Annotated in this window: 14 protein-coding genes; 7 read left to right on the top strand and 7 right to left on the bottom strand. The window is 65.9% G+C overall.

Features of this window, described 5'->3' with window-relative positions; translation table 11 throughout:
* Positions 1 to 33: 33 nt before the first annotated feature.
* The 4 genes from RN01_RS11275 to RN01_RS11260 form a co-directional block, all read right to left on the bottom strand.
* Positions 34 to 2481, bottom strand: a complete 2448-nt coding sequence (locus tag RN01_RS11275; protein WP_024569184.1) for a TonB-dependent receptor — start codon at positions 2479 to 2481, stop codon at positions 34 to 36.
* A gap of 164 nt (positions 2482 to 2645) precedes the next feature.
* Positions 2646 to 3674 (bottom strand): FecR family protein, encoded by a 1029-nt coding sequence (locus RN01_RS11270; protein ID WP_024569185.1) that lies wholly within the window; start codon positions 3672 to 3674, stop codon positions 2646 to 2648.
* Positions 3675 to 3770: 96 nt separating this feature from the next.
* Positions 3771 to 4271, bottom strand: a complete 501-nt coding sequence (locus RN01_RS11265; protein ID WP_011515907.1) for a sigma-70 family RNA polymerase sigma factor — start codon at positions 4269 to 4271, stop codon at positions 3771 to 3773.
* 148 nt (positions 4272 to 4419) lie between these two features.
* Entirely contained in the window at positions 4420 to 7554 is a 3135-nt protein-coding gene (locus RN01_RS11260) for a multidrug efflux RND transporter permease subunit (RefSeq protein ID WP_024569186.1), read from the bottom strand.
* 449 nt (positions 7555 to 8003) lie between these two features.
* Here RN01_RS11260 and RN01_RS11255 point away from each other — a divergent pair, with 449 nt between their 5' ends.
* The 6 genes from RN01_RS11255 to RN01_RS11230 all read left to right on the top strand — a co-directional run bounded on the left by RN01_RS11255 (position 8004) and on the right by RN01_RS11230 (position 15331).
* Positions 8004 to 9296: a dicarboxylate/amino acid:cation symporter gene (locus tag RN01_RS11255; RefSeq protein ID WP_017515649.1), complete on the top strand. Its 1293-nt coding sequence runs from the start codon at positions 8004 to 8006 to the stop codon at positions 9294 to 9296.
* A gap of 4 nt (positions 9297 to 9300) precedes the next feature.
* On the top strand, positions 9301 to 10212 hold the full coding sequence (locus RN01_RS11250; RefSeq protein WP_029699618.1) for an amino acid ABC transporter substrate-binding protein: 912 nt from the start codon (positions 9301 to 9303) through the stop codon (positions 10210 to 10212).
* Positions 10213 to 10376: 164 nt separating this feature from the next.
* Entirely contained in the window at positions 10377 to 12683 is a 2307-nt protein-coding gene (locus RN01_RS11245) for an FdhF/YdeP family oxidoreductase (RefSeq protein WP_017514961.1), read from the top strand.
* Positions 12684 to 12697: 14 nt separating this feature from the next.
* A complete protein-coding gene (gene fdhD, locus RN01_RS11240; RefSeq protein ID WP_017514962.1) occupies positions 12698 to 13558 on the top strand; it encodes a formate dehydrogenase accessory sulfurtransferase FdhD in 861 nt (286 codons plus the stop codon).
* Between the two features lie 55 nt (positions 13559 to 13613).
* On the top strand, positions 13614 to 15041 hold the full coding sequence (locus RN01_RS11235; protein ID WP_024569188.1) for a PLP-dependent aminotransferase family protein: 1428 nt from the start codon (positions 13614 to 13616) through the stop codon (positions 15039 to 15041).
* Positions 15038 to 15331 carry a hypothetical protein gene (locus tag RN01_RS11230; protein ID WP_017513949.1) on the top strand — a complete coding sequence of 98 codons (294 nt, stop codon included), beginning with the start codon at positions 15038 to 15040 and terminating at the stop codon, positions 15329 to 15331. Before RN01_RS11235 ends, RN01_RS11230 begins: the two co-directional genes overlap by 4 nt.
* A 34-nt stretch (positions 15332 to 15365) precedes the next feature.
* Here the strand turns inward: RN01_RS11230 and RN01_RS11225 are convergent, their stop codons facing one another.
* The 3 genes from RN01_RS11225 to wrbA are packed head-to-tail and all read right to left on the bottom strand — an operon-like array spanning position 15366 to position 17826.
* A complete protein-coding gene (locus RN01_RS11225) occupies positions 15366 to 16790 on the bottom strand; it encodes an FAD-binding oxidoreductase (RefSeq protein WP_017513950.1) in 1425 nt (474 codons plus the stop codon).
* 5 nt (positions 16791 to 16795) lie between these two features.
* On the bottom strand, positions 16796 to 17236 hold the full coding sequence (locus RN01_RS11220; RefSeq protein ID WP_017513951.1) for a DUF2069 domain-containing protein: 441 nt from the start codon (positions 17234 to 17236) through the stop codon (positions 16796 to 16798).
* Complete coding sequence (wrbA, locus tag RN01_RS11215; protein WP_008650538.1) at positions 17233 to 17826, bottom strand: NAD(P)H:quinone oxidoreductase; 594 nt, start codon at positions 17824 to 17826, stop codon at positions 17233 to 17235. The genes RN01_RS11220 and wrbA overlap by 4 nt, the downstream gene beginning before the upstream one ends.
* A 108-nt stretch (positions 17827 to 17934) precedes the next feature.
* On the opposite strand from wrbA, the gene RN01_RS11210 reads away from it, so the two are divergent.
* Positions 17935 to 19278 carry a YihY family inner membrane protein gene (locus RN01_RS11210; RefSeq protein ID WP_017513952.1) on the top strand — a complete coding sequence of 448 codons (1344 nt, stop codon included), beginning with the start codon at positions 17935 to 17937 and terminating at the stop codon, positions 19276 to 19278.
* Positions 19279 to 19283 lie beyond the last annotated feature (5 nt).

Here is a 19283-nt window from a genome sequence, read left to right as displayed (position 1 = left end):
CCGTGACAAGGCCCGAAAAGCCTTGTCACGCCGTTACCAGCGGTGCTGGTAGGTGGCGGTGAGCGTGATGCCGGCCGCCGGGAGATGACTGGTGTTGTTGCTGTTGCGCAGAAGCTGGCTGTAGAGCGGGTAGTAGTAGCGGTTCAACAGGTTCTGGATGCCAACGGTGACCGTGTCCTTCTTCGTGACCTGGTAGCTGCTGATCAGATCGAGCGTGGTGTAGCTGCTCACGTCGCGGCGGCCGAAGCTCGTCACGCCGTTCAGTCGGTAGTCGTAGCCGGCGAAGAATGTGGCTTGCAGCCGGTTGTTCCATTTCGGCACGGGGCGGTATTGCACGTAGCCGGTCAGCTTGAGTGGCGGGATGCGGTAGCCGGTCATCTGTTGGCTATCACGGCCTTGCGGGGTTTCGCGGCCCTGCATCCAGGTGAAGGTGCCACCCGCGCCCCAGCGTTCGTCGGTGGACAGATAGTCGGCCGATGCTTCCACGCCATAGATCTTTTCCGCGGTGCGCGTCAGGATCAGGCCGTTGTTGAAGCTCTGCACGTCGCCGAGGTCTGACGTGGTGTAGAAGATCGCCAGCGAGCCGAGCGTGTTGCCGAACGCGCCACGCCAGCCCAGTTCGTAGTTGTTGGTCTTGACCGGCTGCAGGTCGGACGAGCCGATATCGAAACCCGCGCGCGCATTGCGCACCTGCAGGCCGATATCGGGCAGGTTGAAACCCTGGCTGAACGCGGCATAGAACTCGTGGTCCTTCACCGGCTTGTAGGCCACGCCGATATTGCCGAGCACGGCGCTGTAGTCGACCGCGCCGCCGCTGACGGTGGCGGGATTGGTCACGCGCGATTGCGAAAGCGGCACGAAGTCGCTGAAGCTCGCCCGCGCGTACTGGTAGCGCAGGCCGCCCTCGGTCGACCACTGCTCGTTGAACTTGTGCTGCAACTGGGCAAAGCCGCCGATGCTGCGCGTGGTGATCGGCGGCATGTAGGTCAGCGTGCCGATCTTGTTGAAGATCCGGCCGCCGCTGGCGTCATACGCCTTCGGGTCGAAGATGTCGATCGGCATGTCGCTGGTCTCCTGCTCGAAGTCCATGCCCCAGATCACGCGCGTGCGCTTGTCCGCGCCGAGCGGCGTCTTGATGGTCAGGCGGCTGCCGAAGACCTCGGAATCCTGCATCGCCTGGTCGACGTTGCCGCCGCGCACGGGCACGGCGCGGGCGTCGAACGGCGTGAAGCGGCTGTAGTAGTTCCGGTAGTAGAACTGCGCCGACAACTGGCTGCCGAGCAGGTCGCGGTGTTCGTACTCGAGATTGACGAGCGTGTTGCGGATCTGGTTCTGATCGGCAAGTTGCAGCCCGTCGAGCGCGCGCGCGGGCACGCTGCCCGGCGGCAGTTTGGCCACGCTCGGATCCGATGCCCAGCGCGTGTCCTGCTTGGCGTCAAAATGGCTGAAGGCAAGCTGGATGCGCTGGTCAGGCGCGAAGCGCAGGCCGAGCTTGCCGCCGACGTTGTAGTTGTTCGAATCGAACAGGTCGCCCTGGCTTGGCTCCGGTGCAATGCGCTGGCCCTTCGCATCATACGAATTGCCGATATGGCGCGCGCCAAGGTCGAACGCATAGTCGAGCATCCCGCTGCTGCCCGAGAAGTGCTGCTGCACGTTGGCGCTCAGGCCGTCCGCGCGCAGGCGGGAAAGCGGGGTGGACATCGTCACCGTGGTATCGGCCTTGGGCTCGCCGCCGGCTGGCCGGGTGGTGATCGAGACGATACCGCCCGTGGCGCCGCCGCCGTAGATCGCGCTACTGCCTCGCAGCACCTCCACGCGTTCCACCAGCGCCGGATCGATATTGGCCAGGTTGCGCGCGGAGTCTCGATTGGTGTTCAGCGGAATGCCGTCGAGCAGCACCAGCATGCCGCGCCCGCGCAGTGTCTGGCCGAAGTCTGTCACCGTGTGGCTGGAGTCGGCCATGCCGGGGATCACCTTGGACAGCACTGTGGCCAGGCTGTCCGAGCCCGTTTTCAGTTCCTCGAGTTCGGTGCGTTCCAGCACCGTCGATTGACGCGTCGGGCGGACCAGATCGCTCGATGTCCGCGACGCGGTGACCTCCACCGCGGCCAGCACGGTGGTGGGCTGGGCCGTGGCGTGGAGCGTGTCGGATGCCACTGCTGTTCCTGCGGCCGGTGCCGCGGAAACCGGTCGCAGCACGAAGCCCTGGTTGCCGCTGCGCTGGTACTGGATGCCGCTGCCCTTGAGCAGCGAGTCCAGCGCTGCCTCTGGACGCATGGTGCCGTTCACGGCCGGCGCCCGTTTGCCCGCCACCAGTTCAGGCGGGAAATACAGTTGCAGCGATGTCTGGCGGCCGAGTTGCAGCAGGGCATCGGCCAGCGGCTGTGCCTCGATGTGGATTGGCACGTCACCGCGCGGCGTTTGGGCAGCGGCGGGTGCCACGGCCATGCTCATCAGGACGGCGGCCGCAAGCGCGGCCATGGACCCACGCCGTCCGTAATCTCGGGCGGCGGCGCCGGCCCGGTTCCCCGTAGTCGAATTTGAATGTGTCACGTCAGGTTTTCTTGGATTACTTCAGAACACGACAGCCGCGGCTTCGCTGGCTATCGGGAAGAAGACGAAATCCGAAAGAAAAACCTGAATGCTTAGTGCGAAAAAATTTCGGTGCTGCCGTCTGGCAGGTTACGCACGCCCACCGGCAGCATCTGCGGTAGCGCGGCCAGCAGGCCCGACGTGTCGTCGGCGCTGAACACGCTGCTGACGCGCAGGCTGCCCGTCGCGGCATCTGCCACGCGCACGGGCTGCTGCCGATAGCGGGAGACTTCGGCCGCCACGGCCGAGAGCGGCGCGTCGTTGAAGACGAGCTTGCCTTCGCGCCAGGCCAGGACGCCGGGCACGTCGATCGAGGACGCGCCGGTCACGGTGCCATCGCTGGCGATGCGCGCGCCGAGCCCTGCGGACAGGCGCGTGTCGGGCGTCCGGCTGGCGTTGCCTTTCATGCCGTCTTTAGCGTTGCCTCTGACGTTTACCGAGCCGGATTCGACCGATACGTCCACGCCCGATGTGTCACGCCGGACGTCGAAACGGGTGCCGGTCACGGTAACGGTGCCCATGCCCGCATCAACCACGAACGGGCGCGCGGCGTCGTGCGACACCTCGAACATCGCCTCACCTTCGCGCAAGGTCACGCGACGGGTGCCGGCGCTGTAATGAATCTCCAGGCGCGAGCGGGTATTGAGTTCGATGCGCGATCCGTCGTCGAGCGTCAGTGTTCTGCGTTCGCCCGGTGCGGTCTGGTATTCACCGTTGGTGGCAACCGCCGCGTCATGCTGCCAGCCGATCCAGCCAATGCCGATGGCCAGTGCCGCGCACAGCCCGAGCAGGGCGGGGCGCCAGCCGGCCGATATCCGGCGCGATGGTGAAGGCGATAGCGGAGGCGCTAGTGGGGGTGTCGGGCAGGCGCTTTCATCCACGGCCAGCTTGCGTAGCCTGTCCGGATCAATAGCTGCCGCGGCTTGCCAGACGCGTTCGAGCGCCGCGTATTCGGCGCGATGGTCGGCGCTGGCCGCCAGCCAGGCGGCAAATGCCTGTTGCTCGGCCGGGCTGAGCGCCTGGGCCTGATTGCGCGAGAACCAGCGCGCCGCGGCTTCGCGGACATCGACGGATTGGCTCATCGGATTCTCGACCGGGGCGCAAGACCGCTGCATGGGCTGCTTGGGGGGGAGCAGACGCCGCCAGACGGATAGGGGGCAGGCATCGACAAGATTGTTCTAGTGAGGTGAGAGTTGGCCCAGTTGGTCGCGCAGGTGTCGCATCGCGCGAATCATGTATTTCTCGACCATGTTCTTCGAGATATTCAGCCGCTCGGCGATTTCCTGCTGGGAGCACCCGTCCAGCCGCTGCCAGATAAAGACCTGGCGGCACTTCAAGGGCAGTTCGGCCAGCGCGCGCTCCAGCCCGGCGACCACCTGCACGGCATGCAGGTCTGCCTCGGGATTCCCGGAGGGTGCGTGAATCGACTCGATGCTGTCAAGCGGCAGGTGCTCGTGCCCGTCTCGTTTGCGGAAGGTGTCGATCGCGATATTGCGGGCGGTCTGGTGCAGATAGGCGCGTGGCTGCTCGGGCGTCACCCGGGCCTCCAGCACGCGCAGCATGGCTTCTTGCGACAGGTCCTCGGCCTCGTGCCGATTGCTGAGCCTGCGCGTCCAGGTACCGACCAGCTCCTGGTAGTGCACGTACAGACCGAGGGCACGCAGGCGCGTCGAGGCCATGGATGGAGTGTCAGCTAAGAGTAAGCGTTTTGATGCAAATGCGACCTATTATCATTTGTAGGTGATGAAGGCGTCAACCGCGACATGCAATGTGTGGCTGCACGTCGCGGGTGTGGCGGTTGTGGCGATTGTGGCTTGTCCGGCGCTTTCAGGCGCCGGGCTCAGAGGCCGGCGCCTCGGCGGGTTCGGTGGTGGCGCGCGCTTTCGACCAGCGCGCGATCCAGGCATAGAGCAGCGGGATGACCAGCGTGCCGAGGATCGTCGCGCCGAGCATGCCGCCCAGCACGCCCGTGCCCACGGCACGTTGGGCGCCGGCGCCGGGGCCGGTGCTGATCGCCAGTGGCACCACGCCCAGGATGAACGCGAGCGAGGTCATCACCACCGGACGCAGCCGCTGGCGTGCCGCCTGGGTGGCGGCCTGCACGCGCTCCAGTCCATTGCGCCGCAGTTGCTCGGCGTACTCGACCACGAGAATCGCGTTCTTGGCCGCGAGCCCCATGATCACGATCACGCCGACCTTGAAGTAGACATCGTTGGGCAGCCCCCGCAGCCAGACGGCCGACGCGGCGCCGACCAGGCCGGCCGGCACGATTGCCAGTACCGCCAGCGGCAGCGTCCAGCTTTCGTACAACGCCACCAGGCACAGGAAGATGAACAGCATCGACAGCGCGAACAGCCACGGCGCCTGCGTGCCGCTTTGCTGCTGCTCGAACGCGCGGCCACTCCAGCGCACCTCGTAGTCGGGGCCGAGTTCACGCACCAGCGACTCAAGCCGCGTCATCGCGGTACCGGTACTGGTGCCCGGCGCCACGTCGGCATTGATCCGTACCGAGATCAAGCCGTTGTAGCGTTCGAGCGTGGCCTCGCCGTTGCCCCATTCCAGCGTGGCGAACGCGCCGAGCGACACCATCTGGCCCTGCGCGTTGCGCACGTGCAGGCGTGCCAGATCCTCCGGCTGCATTCGGAACGGCGCATCCGCCTGCAGGATCACGCGCCGCACGCGACCGTCGCGGGCCAGTTCGTCGATGTAGCGGGAGCCGAGCGTGGCCGCCAGCGCGTGGTGGATCGCCTCGGTATCGACGCCGAAGCTCTCGGCCTTGCGGTAGTCGATCGCCAGGTCGAGCGCGGGCACGGGCTGGCCCGCCGTGGCGCGGACTTCGGCGAACACGGGGTCGGCCTTGGCGCGTTCGATCAGCTTGTCGCGCGCGGCGTAGAGGCTCGGACGTCCGCCTTCCAGTCGCGTGACGAGCCGCATGTCCAGCCCGCTGGTGCTGCCCAGTTCCGGCAGCGCAGTGCCGTTGTACGGGTAGAGCTGGGCATCGCCGCGTCCGGGCCATTCCTCGAGGCCCTTGGTCAGCCGTGCCAGCACGACGTCCGCCGCGTTCTCGCGGCCGCGCAGCTTCCAGTCGTCGAGCGACAGGAACACGCTGGCGCGTTGCTCGCCAGAGCCGCCGCTGTTCCAGCCGAGCAGCGCGAACGACGTCTTGACCGGCAGGCGCTCCTGTTTCATCCACTGTTCCAGTTGCGCGATGGTCTCCCGTGTCTGCGCCTGGGTGCTGCCCGGCGGCAGTTCCACGTCGATCACGAGTTCACCAGTGTCCTCTTCGGGCAGAAAGCCACTCGGCAGTTGCCAGAGCCCAACCGCGCAGACCGCGGCCATGGCCAGATAGACCGCCAGCCACCGCAGGCGGCGTTGCTGAAGCCGCTGCACCCAGCCGGCATAGCGCGTGGTGAACGCGGTGAAGCGATGCTCGAACCACGCTAGCGGCCCGCGTGCGGGCTGGGCGCCGTGGCGTAGCAGCGAAGCACACATCGCAGGCGCCAGCGACAGCGCGAAGAACAGCGAGAACGCGATCGAGATGGCCAGTGTCATGGCGAAGTGGCGATAGATCACCCCCACGGCGCTGCCCAGGAAGGCCATCGGCACGAACACGGCGCAGAGCACCAGCGTCACCGCGAGCAGCGCGCCCGAGACCTCGCGCATCGAACGCGACGCGGCGGTAAAGGCATCGACGCCTTCCTCGCGCATGATCCGCTCGACGTTCTCGACCACAACGATCGCATCGTCTACCAGGATGCCGATAGCCAACACCACGCCGAACAGCGTGATCACGTTCAGCGACAGCCCGAACGCGTAGAGACATGCCACCGTGCCGAGCAGCGACACCGGCACGACGATGCACGGGATCAGCGTGGCCCGCAGGTTGCCGAGGAACAGGTACAGGATCAGGAACACCAGCACCGTGGCCTCGGCCAGCGTCATCAACACGCGCGAAATCGAGCTCTGCACAAAGTGCGCGGTGTCGTACGAGATGTCATACGCCACGCCAGCCGGGAAGGCCTTGGCGGCCTCGTCGAGGGCGTCCCGGACCGTGCGCGAAGTGGCCAGCACGTTGGCGCCGTCCGCGAGCTTCAGGCCCATCGAGGCGGCCTCGCGGCCATTGAGCGTGGAGCTGTAGCGATAGTCGGCAGCGGCCATCTCCACGCGCGCCACGTCGCGCAACAACACGGCGGAGCCATCGGCGGCCGAGCGCAGCACGATGCGGCCAAACGCTTCGGGGTCGGCCAGCGGCGCAGGCGGACGCACGACCGCCTGGTAGGACTGCCCGGGCTTCGATGGCGCGCCGCCAAGCTGGCCCGGCGTGACGCTGCCGTTGCGCGCGCGAATCGCGGCCTCCACATCGGCCGTGGTCAGGCCATAAGCATTGAGCTGGTCGGGATTGAACCAGACGCGCAGCGCGTACTCGGCGCTGTACGCCTCCACCTTGCCGATGCCGGGCAGCCGCCGCAGCATGGGCAGGACCGTGCCGGCGGCATAGTCGGCCAGCGCGGTCTCGGACATCGTGCCGGTCTTCGAGATCAGCGATACGTACATGAACGGGCTGGCGCTGGCCTGATCGACATAGACCCCGCCGCGCCGCACCACTTCGGGCAGCAGCGGCTCGGCCTGGGACACGCGGTTGCGCACGTTCACCTGCGCGAGTTGCGGATCGGTGCCTTGCCGGAAGCCGATGGTGACCGTGGCCGTGCCGGCCTCGCTGCTCGAGTCGATATAGAGCAGCCCCGGTATCCCATGCATCTGCTGTTCGAGCACGGCCGTGACGCGGTCTTCCACGGTGCGCGCGGTGGCGCCCGGGTAGTCGGCGTAGAGGATGACCGTCGGTGGGGCCACCGCCGGGTACTGGGCCACCGGAATGCTGTTCAGGGCAACGAGCCCCGCAACCATGGTCAGAATTGCCAGCACCCACGCGAAGGCGGGTCGGCGAAGAAAGAATTGCGCCATGTATGACGTGCGACTGCTGACGCCGGGTCATTGCTCCGCCTATGCGGCGGCGCACCGAGGTTCGGCGTGGGTTAGGTAGGTATGTAAATCGGCCGCCGGAAGAAATAGGCGGCACGCGGGCCGGCAAGGCCCGGGGGCACGGTCCGCGCGGCCCGGTGGCTCAGCCGGGTGGCGCTGCGCGCGCTTGTCGGTATGACGCTCCGGCAACGATGGATGCGGGGGCGAGTGTGGCGGATTATATACATGGCGCATGGGCGTCGCAATCGAGCCATGACGCGCGATGGGTCATCTGCACGTGCAGGTGTTTTCCGGGTTTGCGGAATTGCACTGGCACGTCCTATCGTTACCTAGAGTGCTGGCGCAGACGCAGGACATGCAGGCTGGCACGGCACGTATGACACGCAGGACACGCAGGACATCCGTATGGCCGCCCCCCCAAAGGAGATGTCATGAGCACGAAGTCCCATATCACGACCTGGATTCTGATTGCGATGATCCTGGGCGCCGCCGTTGGCTATGCGTGCTACATCGCGTTTCCCGACCCGAAGGTGGCCAAGGAAGTGGCCGGGTACATCTCGCTCATCACGGATGTGTTCCTGCGGCTGATCAAGATGATCATCGCGCCACTCGTGTTCTCTACGCTGGTGATCGGCATCGCCCATATGGGGGATGCGGGCACCGTGGGGCGGGTGGGCGGCAAGGCGATGGCGTGGTTCATTACCGCGTCGCTGGTGTCGCTGACCCTTGGCCTGATCATGGCGACGGTGCTGGCGCCGGGCCACAACATCGGCCTGCCGTTGCCCGACGTGGGCTCCGCGACCAACCTCAAGACCAACGCCTTCACGCTGAAGGACTTCGTCACCCATCTGGTGCCCAAATCGGTGGGCGAGGCGATGGCGAACAACGAGATCCTGCAGATCGTGGTGTTCTCGATCTTCTTCGGCACCGCGATCTCGATGCTCGGCGAACGTGGCGCGCGCATGGCCGGCGTGATCGACGACCTCGCGCAGATCATGCTCAAGATCACCGGCGCGGTGATGTGGCTGGCACCGATCGCGGTGTTTGCGGCGATTGCGTCCACGGTGACCACGCAGGGGCTCGGCATCCTGGTGACCTTCGCCAAGTTCATGGGCAGCTTCTACCTGTCGCTGTTCGTGCTCTGGGCGCTACTGGCGCTGGCCGGCTACATTTTCCTCGGTAGCCGCGTCTTTACGCTGATCCGGCTTATCCGCGAGCCATTCCTGATTTCGTTTTCGACGGCGAGCTCCGAAGCGGCCTATCCGAAGCTGCTCGATTCCCTCGACCGTTTCGGCGTCGATCGCAAGATTTCGAGCTTCGTGCTGCCGCTCGGCTATTCGTTCAACCTTGACGGCTCGATGATGTACTGCACGTTCGCTGTGCTGTTCATTGCGCAGGCGTATGACATCCACCTGCCGCTGGGCACGCAGATCACGATGCTGCTGCTGCTGATGCTGACTTCGAAGGGAATGGCCGGCGTGCCGCGCGCCTCGTTGGTGGTGATCGCCGCCACGCTGAACCAGTTCGGCATTCCGGAGGCGGGTTTGCTGCTGATCATGGGCGTGGACCAGTTCCTCGACATGGGCAGGTCGGCGACCAACGCGGTCGGCAATTCGATCGCCGCCGCTGTGGTGGCCAAGTGGGAAGGGCAGCTGTCATCCGGGCCGGTTGCCGAGACCGAGAGCGCGATCGCCGCGGACGATGCGAGCACGGCGGAGGCCTGACATCATGGCGGCGCGCTTGCCGGGAATGCTGGCCGCACTGTGGCTGGGGCTGGTCGCGACGTTTGGCGCGACGCTGGCCGTGGCCCAGGACGCCACCGTGTTGAGCGGCACGCTCAAGAAAGCCAGGGACACCGGCACGCTGGTGATCGGCTATCGCGAGTCGTCGCTGCCGTTTTCGTACCTGAACCAGGCCAGCCGGCCCATCGGCTACTCGATCGACATCTGCACGGAGATCGTGCAGGCCGCTAGCGAAGAGGTGGGCCGCGAACTGGCCGTGAAGTGGGTGCCGGTGACATCGGAGAACCGATTCGAGGCGATTACCTCGGGCAAGATTGATCTCGAATGCGGATCGACCACGCGCAACGCCGAGCGCATGCAGACCGTGGCGTTCTCCCCGGTGATCTTTATCGCTGGCACCAAGCTGATGGTGCCGCGCGCGTCACCGATCAAGTCGTTCCGCGACCTGAAGGGCAAGACCGTGGTGGTCACGGCGGGCACGACCAACGAGCAGGCCGTCGCGCAGTTGTCGAAGCGCTTCGACCTGAACATCAACCTGATCCGCGTGCGCGACCATGCCGACGCATTCGCGGTGTTGAGTCGGGGCGGCGCCGATGCCTACGCCGGCGACGATGTGCTGCTATATGGCTTTCTGGCCCATTACGGCGCCGGCAAGAAGTTCATCATCACGCGCGACTTCATTTCGTATGACCCGTACGGGATCATGCTGCGCAAGAACGATCCGCAGTTCGCGACGCTGGTGGGCAAGGCCGTGCGCGACGTGATCACCTCGGGCGACATGGAGCGGCTCTACAAGCAATGGTTCATGAACAAGTTGCCGACCGGCGAGCGGCTGGGCATTCCGATGAGCGCAGAGCTGGAGGGCATCATCGACGCCACGCCGGAACGGCCAGAATAGATATGCACATTTGTGCACTTATGCGGCCTTGACAAGCACAGTTCTGGTTTGGTGCGCCGCGATGGCGCAAACTGTACTCTTTCCGGCAGGGTAATTCTGTACGTCACGGGCGTCACATCGAGGGCCTAGTCTCTCGTGCATTGCAGCAAAAGTCGCCCCCCCCGATGACTACCCCGACGCCCGAAAAGGGCCATGTTGCCCCCTATACGCACCCGGCCGCCGGCTGGGGCGCGCTCAAGCAGGTCGCCATCAACCTCGTCAAGGAGAAGGTTGCCGGCGGCAAGTACAAGACGCTGTTCAAGCAGAACCAGCCGGACGGCTTCGACTGTCCAGGCTGCGCCTGGCCGGACCGTCAGCACGCGTCGACCTTCGAATTCTGCGAGAACGGCGTCAAGGCCGTGGCGGCCGAGGCCACCAGCAAACGCGTGACCAACGCGTTTTTCGCGCAGTACACGGTCACCGAGCTGATGCGGCAGTCCGACTACGAGCTCGAGCAGCATGGTCGCCTGACGCACCCGGTGCGCTATGACGCCGCCACTGACAAGTACGTGCCGGTGGACTGGGACGAGGCATTTCGCCTGATCGCCGATCATCTGCGCCGGCTGGACGACCCCGACCGCGCCACGTTCTATACCTCGGGCCGTGCCAGCAACGAGGCCGCCTTCCTGTTCCAGTTGTTCGTGCGGATGTACGGGACGAACAACTTCCCGGATTGCTCGAACATGTGCCACGAGGCCACCAGCCGTGGCCTGCCGGTGACGGTGGGCGTGGGCAAGGCCACGGTGGTGCTCGACGACTTCCAGCTTGCCGACACGATCATGGTGTTCGGCCAGAATCCCGCCACCAACCATCCGCGCATGCTCAACGAGTTGCGCGATGCGGCGAAGCGCGGCGCCACGATCGTCTCGATCAACCCGCTCAAGGAGCGCGGCCTGCAGCGCTTTACGAGTCCTCAGCACGTCAGCGAGATGCTCACCGGCGGCAGCACGAAGATCGCCACGATGTTCGTTCGCCCGAAGCTGGCCGGTGACTTCGCGCTGCTCAAGGGCCTGGGCAAGCGTGTGATCGAGCTCGACGACGCGGCCATCGCCACGGGCGGCAAGCGTGTGGTGGACGTGGATTTCATCCGCGAGCACACCGCCGATTTCGATGCCTTCGCTGCGGATCTGCGCGCCGAGAGTTGGGCCGACATCGTCGCGGAGTCCGGCGTGACGCGCGCGGCCATCGATGGGCTGGCCGACGTCTATGTCCACAGCGAACGCACGATTGCCTGCTGGGGCATGGGACTGACGCAGCACAAGGAATCGGTGCGCACGATCCAGTTGCTGTCGAACGTGATGATGCTGCGTGGGAACATCGGCCGGCCCGGCGCGGGCCTGATGCCGGTGCGCGGCCACTCTAACGTGCAGGGCGACCGTACGATGGGCATCGAGGAGCAGCCCGACGACGCTTTCCTGGACCGCCTTGGCGCCGCGTTTGATTTCGAGCCGCCGCGCGCCCACGGGCAGGACGTGGTGGCCGCGATCAACGCGATGCTGGCCGGCAAGGTCAAGGTGTTCGTGGGTCTGGGCGGGAACTTCTCGATCGCCACACCCGATACGCCCCGCACGTGGGAGGCGCTGCGCCAGTGCGATCTCACGGTCAATATCGCCACCAAGCTCAACCGCAGCCATCTGGTGATCGGGAAGGATTCGCTGTTGCTGCCGACGCTTGGCCGCACCGAGATCGACGAGCAGAACGGCGTGCCGCAGGGCGTGACGGTCGAGGACTCGGTGTGCATGGTCCATCTCTCGTACGGCATGAACAAGCCGGCATCGCCGCACCTGCTGTCGGAGACCGCCATCGTGGCGCGCATGGCCGACGCCACGCTCGGCTCGGACAAGGTCGACTGGCGCTGGTACGCGCAGGACTATGCACGCATCCGTGACGCGATCGAAAAGGTGATTCCGGGCTTCGAGCGCTTCAACGAGCGCGTGGCGCATCCGGGTGGTTTTCATCTGACCCCGGCATCGCGCAACCGCGTCTGGAAAACCGCGTCGGGCAAGGCCCAGTTCCTGGTGCATGCCATCGACAAGGACACACCGATCAAGCGCGCCCGCGCCCGCTACGGCGACGACATGATGGTCATGATGACCACGCGTTCGCACGACCAGTACAACACCACCATCTACGGACTCGATGATCGCTATCGCGGCGTGTACGGGCTGCGCCGCGTGGTGTTCATCCATCCCGCGGACCGCGCGCGGCTGGGCTTCGCGGAAGGCGAGCACGTCGATATCACGAGCGTCTGGGAAGACGGCGTGACGCGCCATGTGCAGGATTTCCGTCTGGTCGATTACGACATCCCAGAGGGTTGCCTCGGCGCGTACTATCCGGAGACCAATCCACTGGTGCCGCTGGAGAGCATTGGCGACCGATCCGGCACCCCGACGTCGAAATCGATACCCGTGCTGTTGCGGCGCGCGGGCTGACCGGAGGCAGGAGCATGGTGGAAGTCGAGTATGGGCAGGCCGGCTACGTCGAGCGCGAGATTCGGCGCCACACCGGTGGCCACACCGTTCCCGAAATCGATGACGTGGCGGAAGAAGTGCCGGTCGCGCTGGTCTACAACGGCATCTCGCACGCCGTGATGATGGCCACACCGCTCGATCTGGAGGCGTTCGCGATCGGCTTCTCGCTGACCGAGGGGATCGTCGACAGCGTTGCCGAGATCCGCGACATCGAGATCGAGCCGGGCTGCGACGGCATCGAGGTGCGTATCGAGATCGGCCAGCGTGCGTTCATGGCGTTGCGCGCGCACCGCCGCACGCTGGCCGGGCGTACTGGCTGCGGCGTGTGCGGTACCGAAAGCCTGGCGCTGCTCGATCTGGAGCCGACGCCGGTTGGCGTGCCCGCGCGACGGATTGAACCGACGCCTGCGATGCTCCGTCGCGCCACCGAAGCGTTGCGGGCGCGGCAGGTGCTGATGGCCGCCACCGGGGGCGTTCACGCGGCGGCATGGTGTGACGCGCAGGGCAACGTCGTTGCCGCGTTCGAGGACGTGGGTCGCCACAATGCGCTGGACAAGCTGATCGGCCATCTGGCCCGCACCCGCACGACGTTCGGCGACGGCTTTGTCCTGCTATCCAGCCGCGCCAGCTATGAGCTCGTGCGCAAGGCCGCGCGAATGCGCATCCAGATGCTGGCCACGATCTCCGCGCCGACGTCGCTGGCCATCCGCATTGCCACGCAGGCCGGCCTGCGCCTGCTGAGTTTCTGCCGCCAGGACGGTTTCGTCGAGTACACGGCGCCAGCAGAGAACGAGGGTTTCGTATTACGATCTGAGCCGCTGGCGGTATCGGGCTGACGCCCGGCCGGGCACCGCCAGCCAGATCGGAAATTACTGGCGAAAGGTTGGCGGTGTGACTCTCTACGAAAAACTTGCGGCCGATATCGAGGCGCTGGTCCAGCAAGGCGTATTGCTTCCGGGCGAGAAGATCCCCTCGGTGCGGCAGGCGGCGCAGCATCATCGCCTGAGCATCACCACGGTCGTGCGTGCGTATCTGCTGCTGGAATCGCGCGGCATTCTGGAGAGCCGGCCGCAATCGGGCTACTTCGTGCGTGCCCGGCCCGGCGAGCCACCGATCGACCTGCTCCCGACCCGACCCGCGGCTCGCCCTTCGGCGGTGGATGTGAGCGCGCTCGTGCTGTCGACGCTGCGCTCGATTCGTGTCGATGACGCAGTGCCGCTCGGCTCGCCGTATCCCGACCCCCGGCTCTATCCGTGGCAGCGCATCACGCAGTACGCCAATGCTATCGCCAAGCGCTACGACACGTGGAGCGTGCTCGACGACCTGCCGCCTGGCGCGCCACCACTGATTCGCCAGATCACACGCCGCTACCTGGAGAACGGGCTGGCCGTCGATCCGAACGAAGTGATCGTTACGATCGGCGCCACCGAGGCCATCAACCTGTGCCTGCAGGCCGTGGCGAAGCCGGGCGACACCATCGCCGTGGAATCGCCAACGTACTACGCAATGCTGCACGCGATCGAGCGGCTGGGGATGCGTGCCGTGGAAGTGGCGACCGATCCCGTGGAAGGCATCGATGTGCAGGCGCTGGCGAAGCTGCTCGACGAGCGCCCCGTGGCCGCGTGCATGGTGATGCCGAATTTCCAGAATCCGCTTGGCTTCCAGATGCCGGACGAACGCAAGCAGGCGCTGGTGGAATTGCTGACCGCGCGCGATATTCCGGTGATCGAGAACGACGTCTATGGCGAGCTGTTTTACGGTGACGTGCATCCGACCTCGCTCAAGTCCTACGATCGGGCCGGCATCGTGCTGCATTGCTCGTCGTTCTCGAAGACGTTGACCAATGCGTACCGCATCGGCTGGGCGCTGCCGGGACGGTACCGGGAGAGGGTGGAGCGGCTCAAGTTCCTGAACACGCTGACCACGTCGACGATTCCGCAGTTGGCCATCGCCGAGTTCCTGCGCAAGGACGGCTATGACTTTCATCTGCGGCGCGTGCGCAAGGCCTATGCGCAGCAGGCCAACATCATGGCGGCGGCGGTGCGTCGCTTCTTTCCGCCGGGCACGCGCGTGTCGCGCCCCGCTGGCGGGTATGTGCTGTGGGTGGAGTTGCCGGAGGAGGTGGACGCGATGGCCCTTTATCACGCGGCGCTGGAGCGACGCATCACGGTGGCGCCCGGCCACATCTTCTCGCCGGTGCCGACCTATGCCAACTGCATCCGACTTAACTACAGCAGCGCATGGACGCCAGACATGGAGGCGGCCGTCGTTACGCTCGGCAAGCTGGTGGCGACATTGCAGGCGCGGGAGGCAATATGAGCGATGACGTGAGCGAACAGGAGGGCATCGACCCGGTGCTGGAGGCGATCCTCCGCGCGCTTTGGGAGCATGCACGGGAAGCCGGCGGCGACCTGTCGCTGGCGCGACTCAGCAAGCGGGCCGAGGCGCAGATGAGCGTGCTGAGGCGGGTGCTGACGCAACTGGCCGACGCGGGACTGGCGGTGATGACGCTGGAAGAGGGTGGCCGGGGCGCGGCGCGGCTGACGGAGGAGGGCGAGGCGTTGTGCGGGGCGTTGTTCGAGGGGGATGACCGGCGGATGCCGCATTGACGGGGCATGTGGTTGCCATGCCCCGCCCGAATCCTCAAACCACTTTTCCGGGGTTCATCAACCCTTGCGGATCCAGCGCCTGCTTGATGGCCCGCATCATCGCCAGTTCCACCTCGCTCTTGTAGCGGCGGTTCTCCTCGCGCTTGAGTTGGCCAAGACCGTGTTCGGCCGAGATCGAGCCGTTGTGGACATGCACGCTGTTGTGGACGATCAGGTTGATCGCATCCTGGTGCGACAGGAACTGATCATGATCCACGCCGACCGGCGGCGACACGTTGTAGTGCAAGTTGCCATCGCCAAGATGGCCGAACGTGACCATGCGCGCGCCGGGGAAGGCGTCTTGCAGCAGCGTGTCGGTGGTCTCGATGAAGTCCGCCACGCGCGAGATCGGTACGGCGATATCGTGCTTGATGTTCTTGCCTTCCTCGACCTGCGCCAGCGGAATGTGTTCGCGCAGGTTCCAGAAATCGCGTGACTGCTGTACCGATTCGGCCACCACGGCATCCTTGACCACGCCGGCTTCGAGCGCCACCTCCATCATTTTTTCGAAGATCGTCCGCGCGTGTTCCTCGCTCTCGCTGTCGGACAGTTCCAGTAGAACGAGTTGCGGATGATGGGCGGTGAACGGGTAGCGCAACTGCGGGTAGTGCTTCGTCACCAGATCCATGCACATCGCGGACATCAACTCGAAACCGGTCAGCATGGCGCCCGCGTGCGATTGCGCGATGGCCAGCAGCGCCAGCGCGGCGCGTGGGCTTTCAACGGCGGCCAGCGCGGTGACCCGCGCGCGCGGCGCCGGAAACAGTTTCATGACCGCCGCGGTGATGATGCCGAGCGTGCCTTCGGCGCCGATGAACAGGTCGCGCAGGTCATAGCCGGTATTGTCCTTGCGCAGGCCGCGCAGGCCATCCCAGACCTCGCCCTTGATGTTCACGACCTCGAGCCCCAGGCAGAGTTCGCGCGTGTTGCCGTAGCGCAGCACGGCGGTGCCGCCGGCGTTGGTCGACAGGTTGCCGCCGATTGTGCAGCTGCCTTCGGCCGCCAGCGAGAGCGGGAACAGCCGGCCGTGTGTCTGCGCGGCCTCCTGCAGTTGCTGCAGGATCACGCCGGCCTCGACGGTGATCGTGTTATTGAGCGGGTCGACCTGCCGCACGCGGTTCATGCGCTGCAGGGACAGCACCACCGTGCCACGCGCGGCGGCATCGCCGGGTTCGGGGGTGGCGCCGCCGCAAAGGCCTGTGTTGCCACCCTGGGGCACCACGGCCAGCTTGTGCGCATGGCAGGCACGCATCACCGCCGCGACTTCCTCGGTCGAGCCGGGACGCAGCACGGCCAGCGCGTCGCCGGTGTAGCGGCGGCGCCAGTCGGTCAGGTAGGGGGCCTTGTCGGCCGGGTCGGTCAGCACGTTCTGCGAACCGATGGCTGCGCGGCAAAGATCGAGGAAGGAATCGGAGTGCATGGCAGTCAGTGGTTGGATTGCGTTTTGGTTGCCGTCTTGGTCGCTGTTTTGGCCAATGCCTTGGCGCGCCGCTTGAAGGGGCGCAGGTAGAGGATCGTGCTGAAGAAGAACAGCAGCGTCAACGCTACCTCGCCCCAGGCCAGCCAGGAAGACGGGGCCCGGTCGCTGGTCGCGCGGACGATGCCCTCGGTGAAGTAGAGCAGGATCAGCATCGACGACCACTGCATCGTATAGCGGTTGCGTGCCAGCACGCCGCGCAGCACCGGCAGCAGCAGCACGAATTTCAAGACCAGCCAGGAACCGCCCGGACGCAACGGCGCCAGGAACCACTCCCATGCGATACAGAGCAGCATCAAGGCGATCAGGCTGGCCAGGCTCAGGCGCCAGAGCGCCGGATTGTGCAGGGCGTCGGGGGAGCCGTCCCGATTGGTGTCCGGTGAGTTCATCGCGCCAGCTTCAATGCGGTTTCCGCCAGGCGGCGGCCCATCGCGGTGGCTAGCGATGCCTCCTGCTCGGTGATCGGGCCGTGATTGTCCACGTGGGCGTAGTGGCTCGGGCCGTAGGGCGTGCCGCCCGCCGTGGTGGTCATCAGGCCGGACTCGGCGTAGGGCAGGCCGACGATCAACATGCCGTGATGCAGCAGCGGCAGCATCATCGAGAGCAGCGTGGTCTCCTGGCCGCCGTGCAGGCTGCCCGTCGACGTGAACACGCAGGCCGGCTTGCCAGTCAGCGCGCCGGAGAGCCACTGGGCGACGGTGCCGTCGAGAAAGTACTTCATCGGCGCGGCCATGTTGCCGAAGCGTGTCGGGCTGCCCAGCGCCAGGCCGGCGCATTCCTCAAGGTCGCGCAGTTCGGCATACGGGGCGCCTTCGGGCGGGATGTCCGGCGCAGTGGCCTCGCAGACCGTGGAAACCGGCGGGACGGTGCGCAGGCGGGATTGGGCGCCGGGCACACTATCGATGCCGCGGGCGATCAGTTCGGCGAGTTTGCGGGTGGCGCCGTGGCGGCTGTAGTAAAGGACGAGAATGTCGGTCATGGATGGATTGGCGGGGCGCGGTCGGCGCAAGTGCATTGCGCGTATTATATTTGCGTGAGTTTGCCATCATCCCATCGAGGATCATCCCATCGAGGAGAAAGCCCCCGCATGACCGCTGTACGCATCGCCCGCCTGCGCAGGGAGTGGAACCTGCAGAAAGTGCGTGCACTTGCCCGCTATGCGTTGCGCCGCGCCGGCGAGGACCGCCTGCCCCAGGTATCGGCCAGCCTGACGTTCACGACCGTGCTGGCCGTGGTGCCGGTGCTGACCGTTGCCTTCGCGCTGCTGGCCGCGTTTCCGGTGTTTCGGGATTTCCGCGGCCAGATCGAGATGTTCCTGTTCCAGAACCTGATCCCGGGCGGCAATATCAGCGATTCGGTGTCGCGTTATATCGGGCAGTTTTCCCGCAGCGCGCGTGGCCTGACGGCATTGGGCCTGGGCGGGCTGATGGTGACCTCCGTGCTGACGATGCTGACCGTCGAGGACGCGCTTAACGCGATCTGGCGCGTCAGGCGGCGCCGGCCATTCGCGCAACGGGTGCTGGTGTTCTGGGCCGTGCTGACGCTCGGGCCGGTGCTGATCGGCGCGAGCCTGTCCGTCAGTTCGTACCTGATGTCGGTCTCGATGGGCTACGTCGGCAACCTGCCGTTCGGCGTCGGGTTCGTGATCAGCCTGGTGCCGGTGCTGCTCTCTGCGCTCGCCTTTGCCTTCCTTTACATGGCGGTGCCCTATGCCTACGTGGAGTGGCGCGATGCGATTGTCGCCGGCATCGTGGCGGCCGTCGCTTTTGAAGTGGCCAAGCGCGGCTTTGGCTACTTCATCACCCATATCCCCACCTACACGGCCGTGTATGGCACCTTCGCCGTGCTGCCGCTGTTCCTGCTGTGGATGTACGTGAGCTGGCTGGTGACGCTGCTCGGCGCGACGATCGCGGCCAACCTGCCGGTGATCCGCGAGGGACACTGGCGTCGGCGGACGTTCGCGGGCAGTGAGTTCTTCGATGCGCTTGGCATCCTGTATCTGCTGTACCGCGCGCGGGACGAGGTGCCGCGCACCGTCGGCGAACTGGATATGGGCCGCAAGCTGCGGATGGAGGCCGACTATCTCTCCGGCCTGCTGGCCAAGCTCAAGGCCATGCATCTGGTGGGCAAGCTTCAGCAGGATCGGGGTCAGGCACACTGGGCGTTGCTCTGCGATCCGTCGCAGGTCACGCTGCGCACGCTGCACGACAGGCTGGTGCTGAACATGGCGCGCCTGCCGCGCACGGCGCTGGCCCAACAGATGCAGGGGGCCGAGGCACTGCGGTCGATCCTGGACAATCCGCAACTCGAGCAGACGCTGGACGCGGTGTTCCGCCAGCAGACGGCCGGGGCGGCCGCGAACGAGGAGACGGGCCACCGCGATCGCAAGGTGGTGGAAGTCGTCCCGCCGGGCTGGCACGGGCAGGTCTAGGAAAC

It is taken from the genome of Cupriavidus sp. SHE, assembly GCF_000812445.1.
GTDB lineage: Bacteria > Pseudomonadota > Gammaproteobacteria > Burkholderiales > Burkholderiaceae > Cupriavidus > Cupriavidus metallidurans.
The sequence above is the reverse complement of the archived record's forward strand: the minus strand, read 5'-3'. Positions and strand labels throughout refer to the sequence as shown.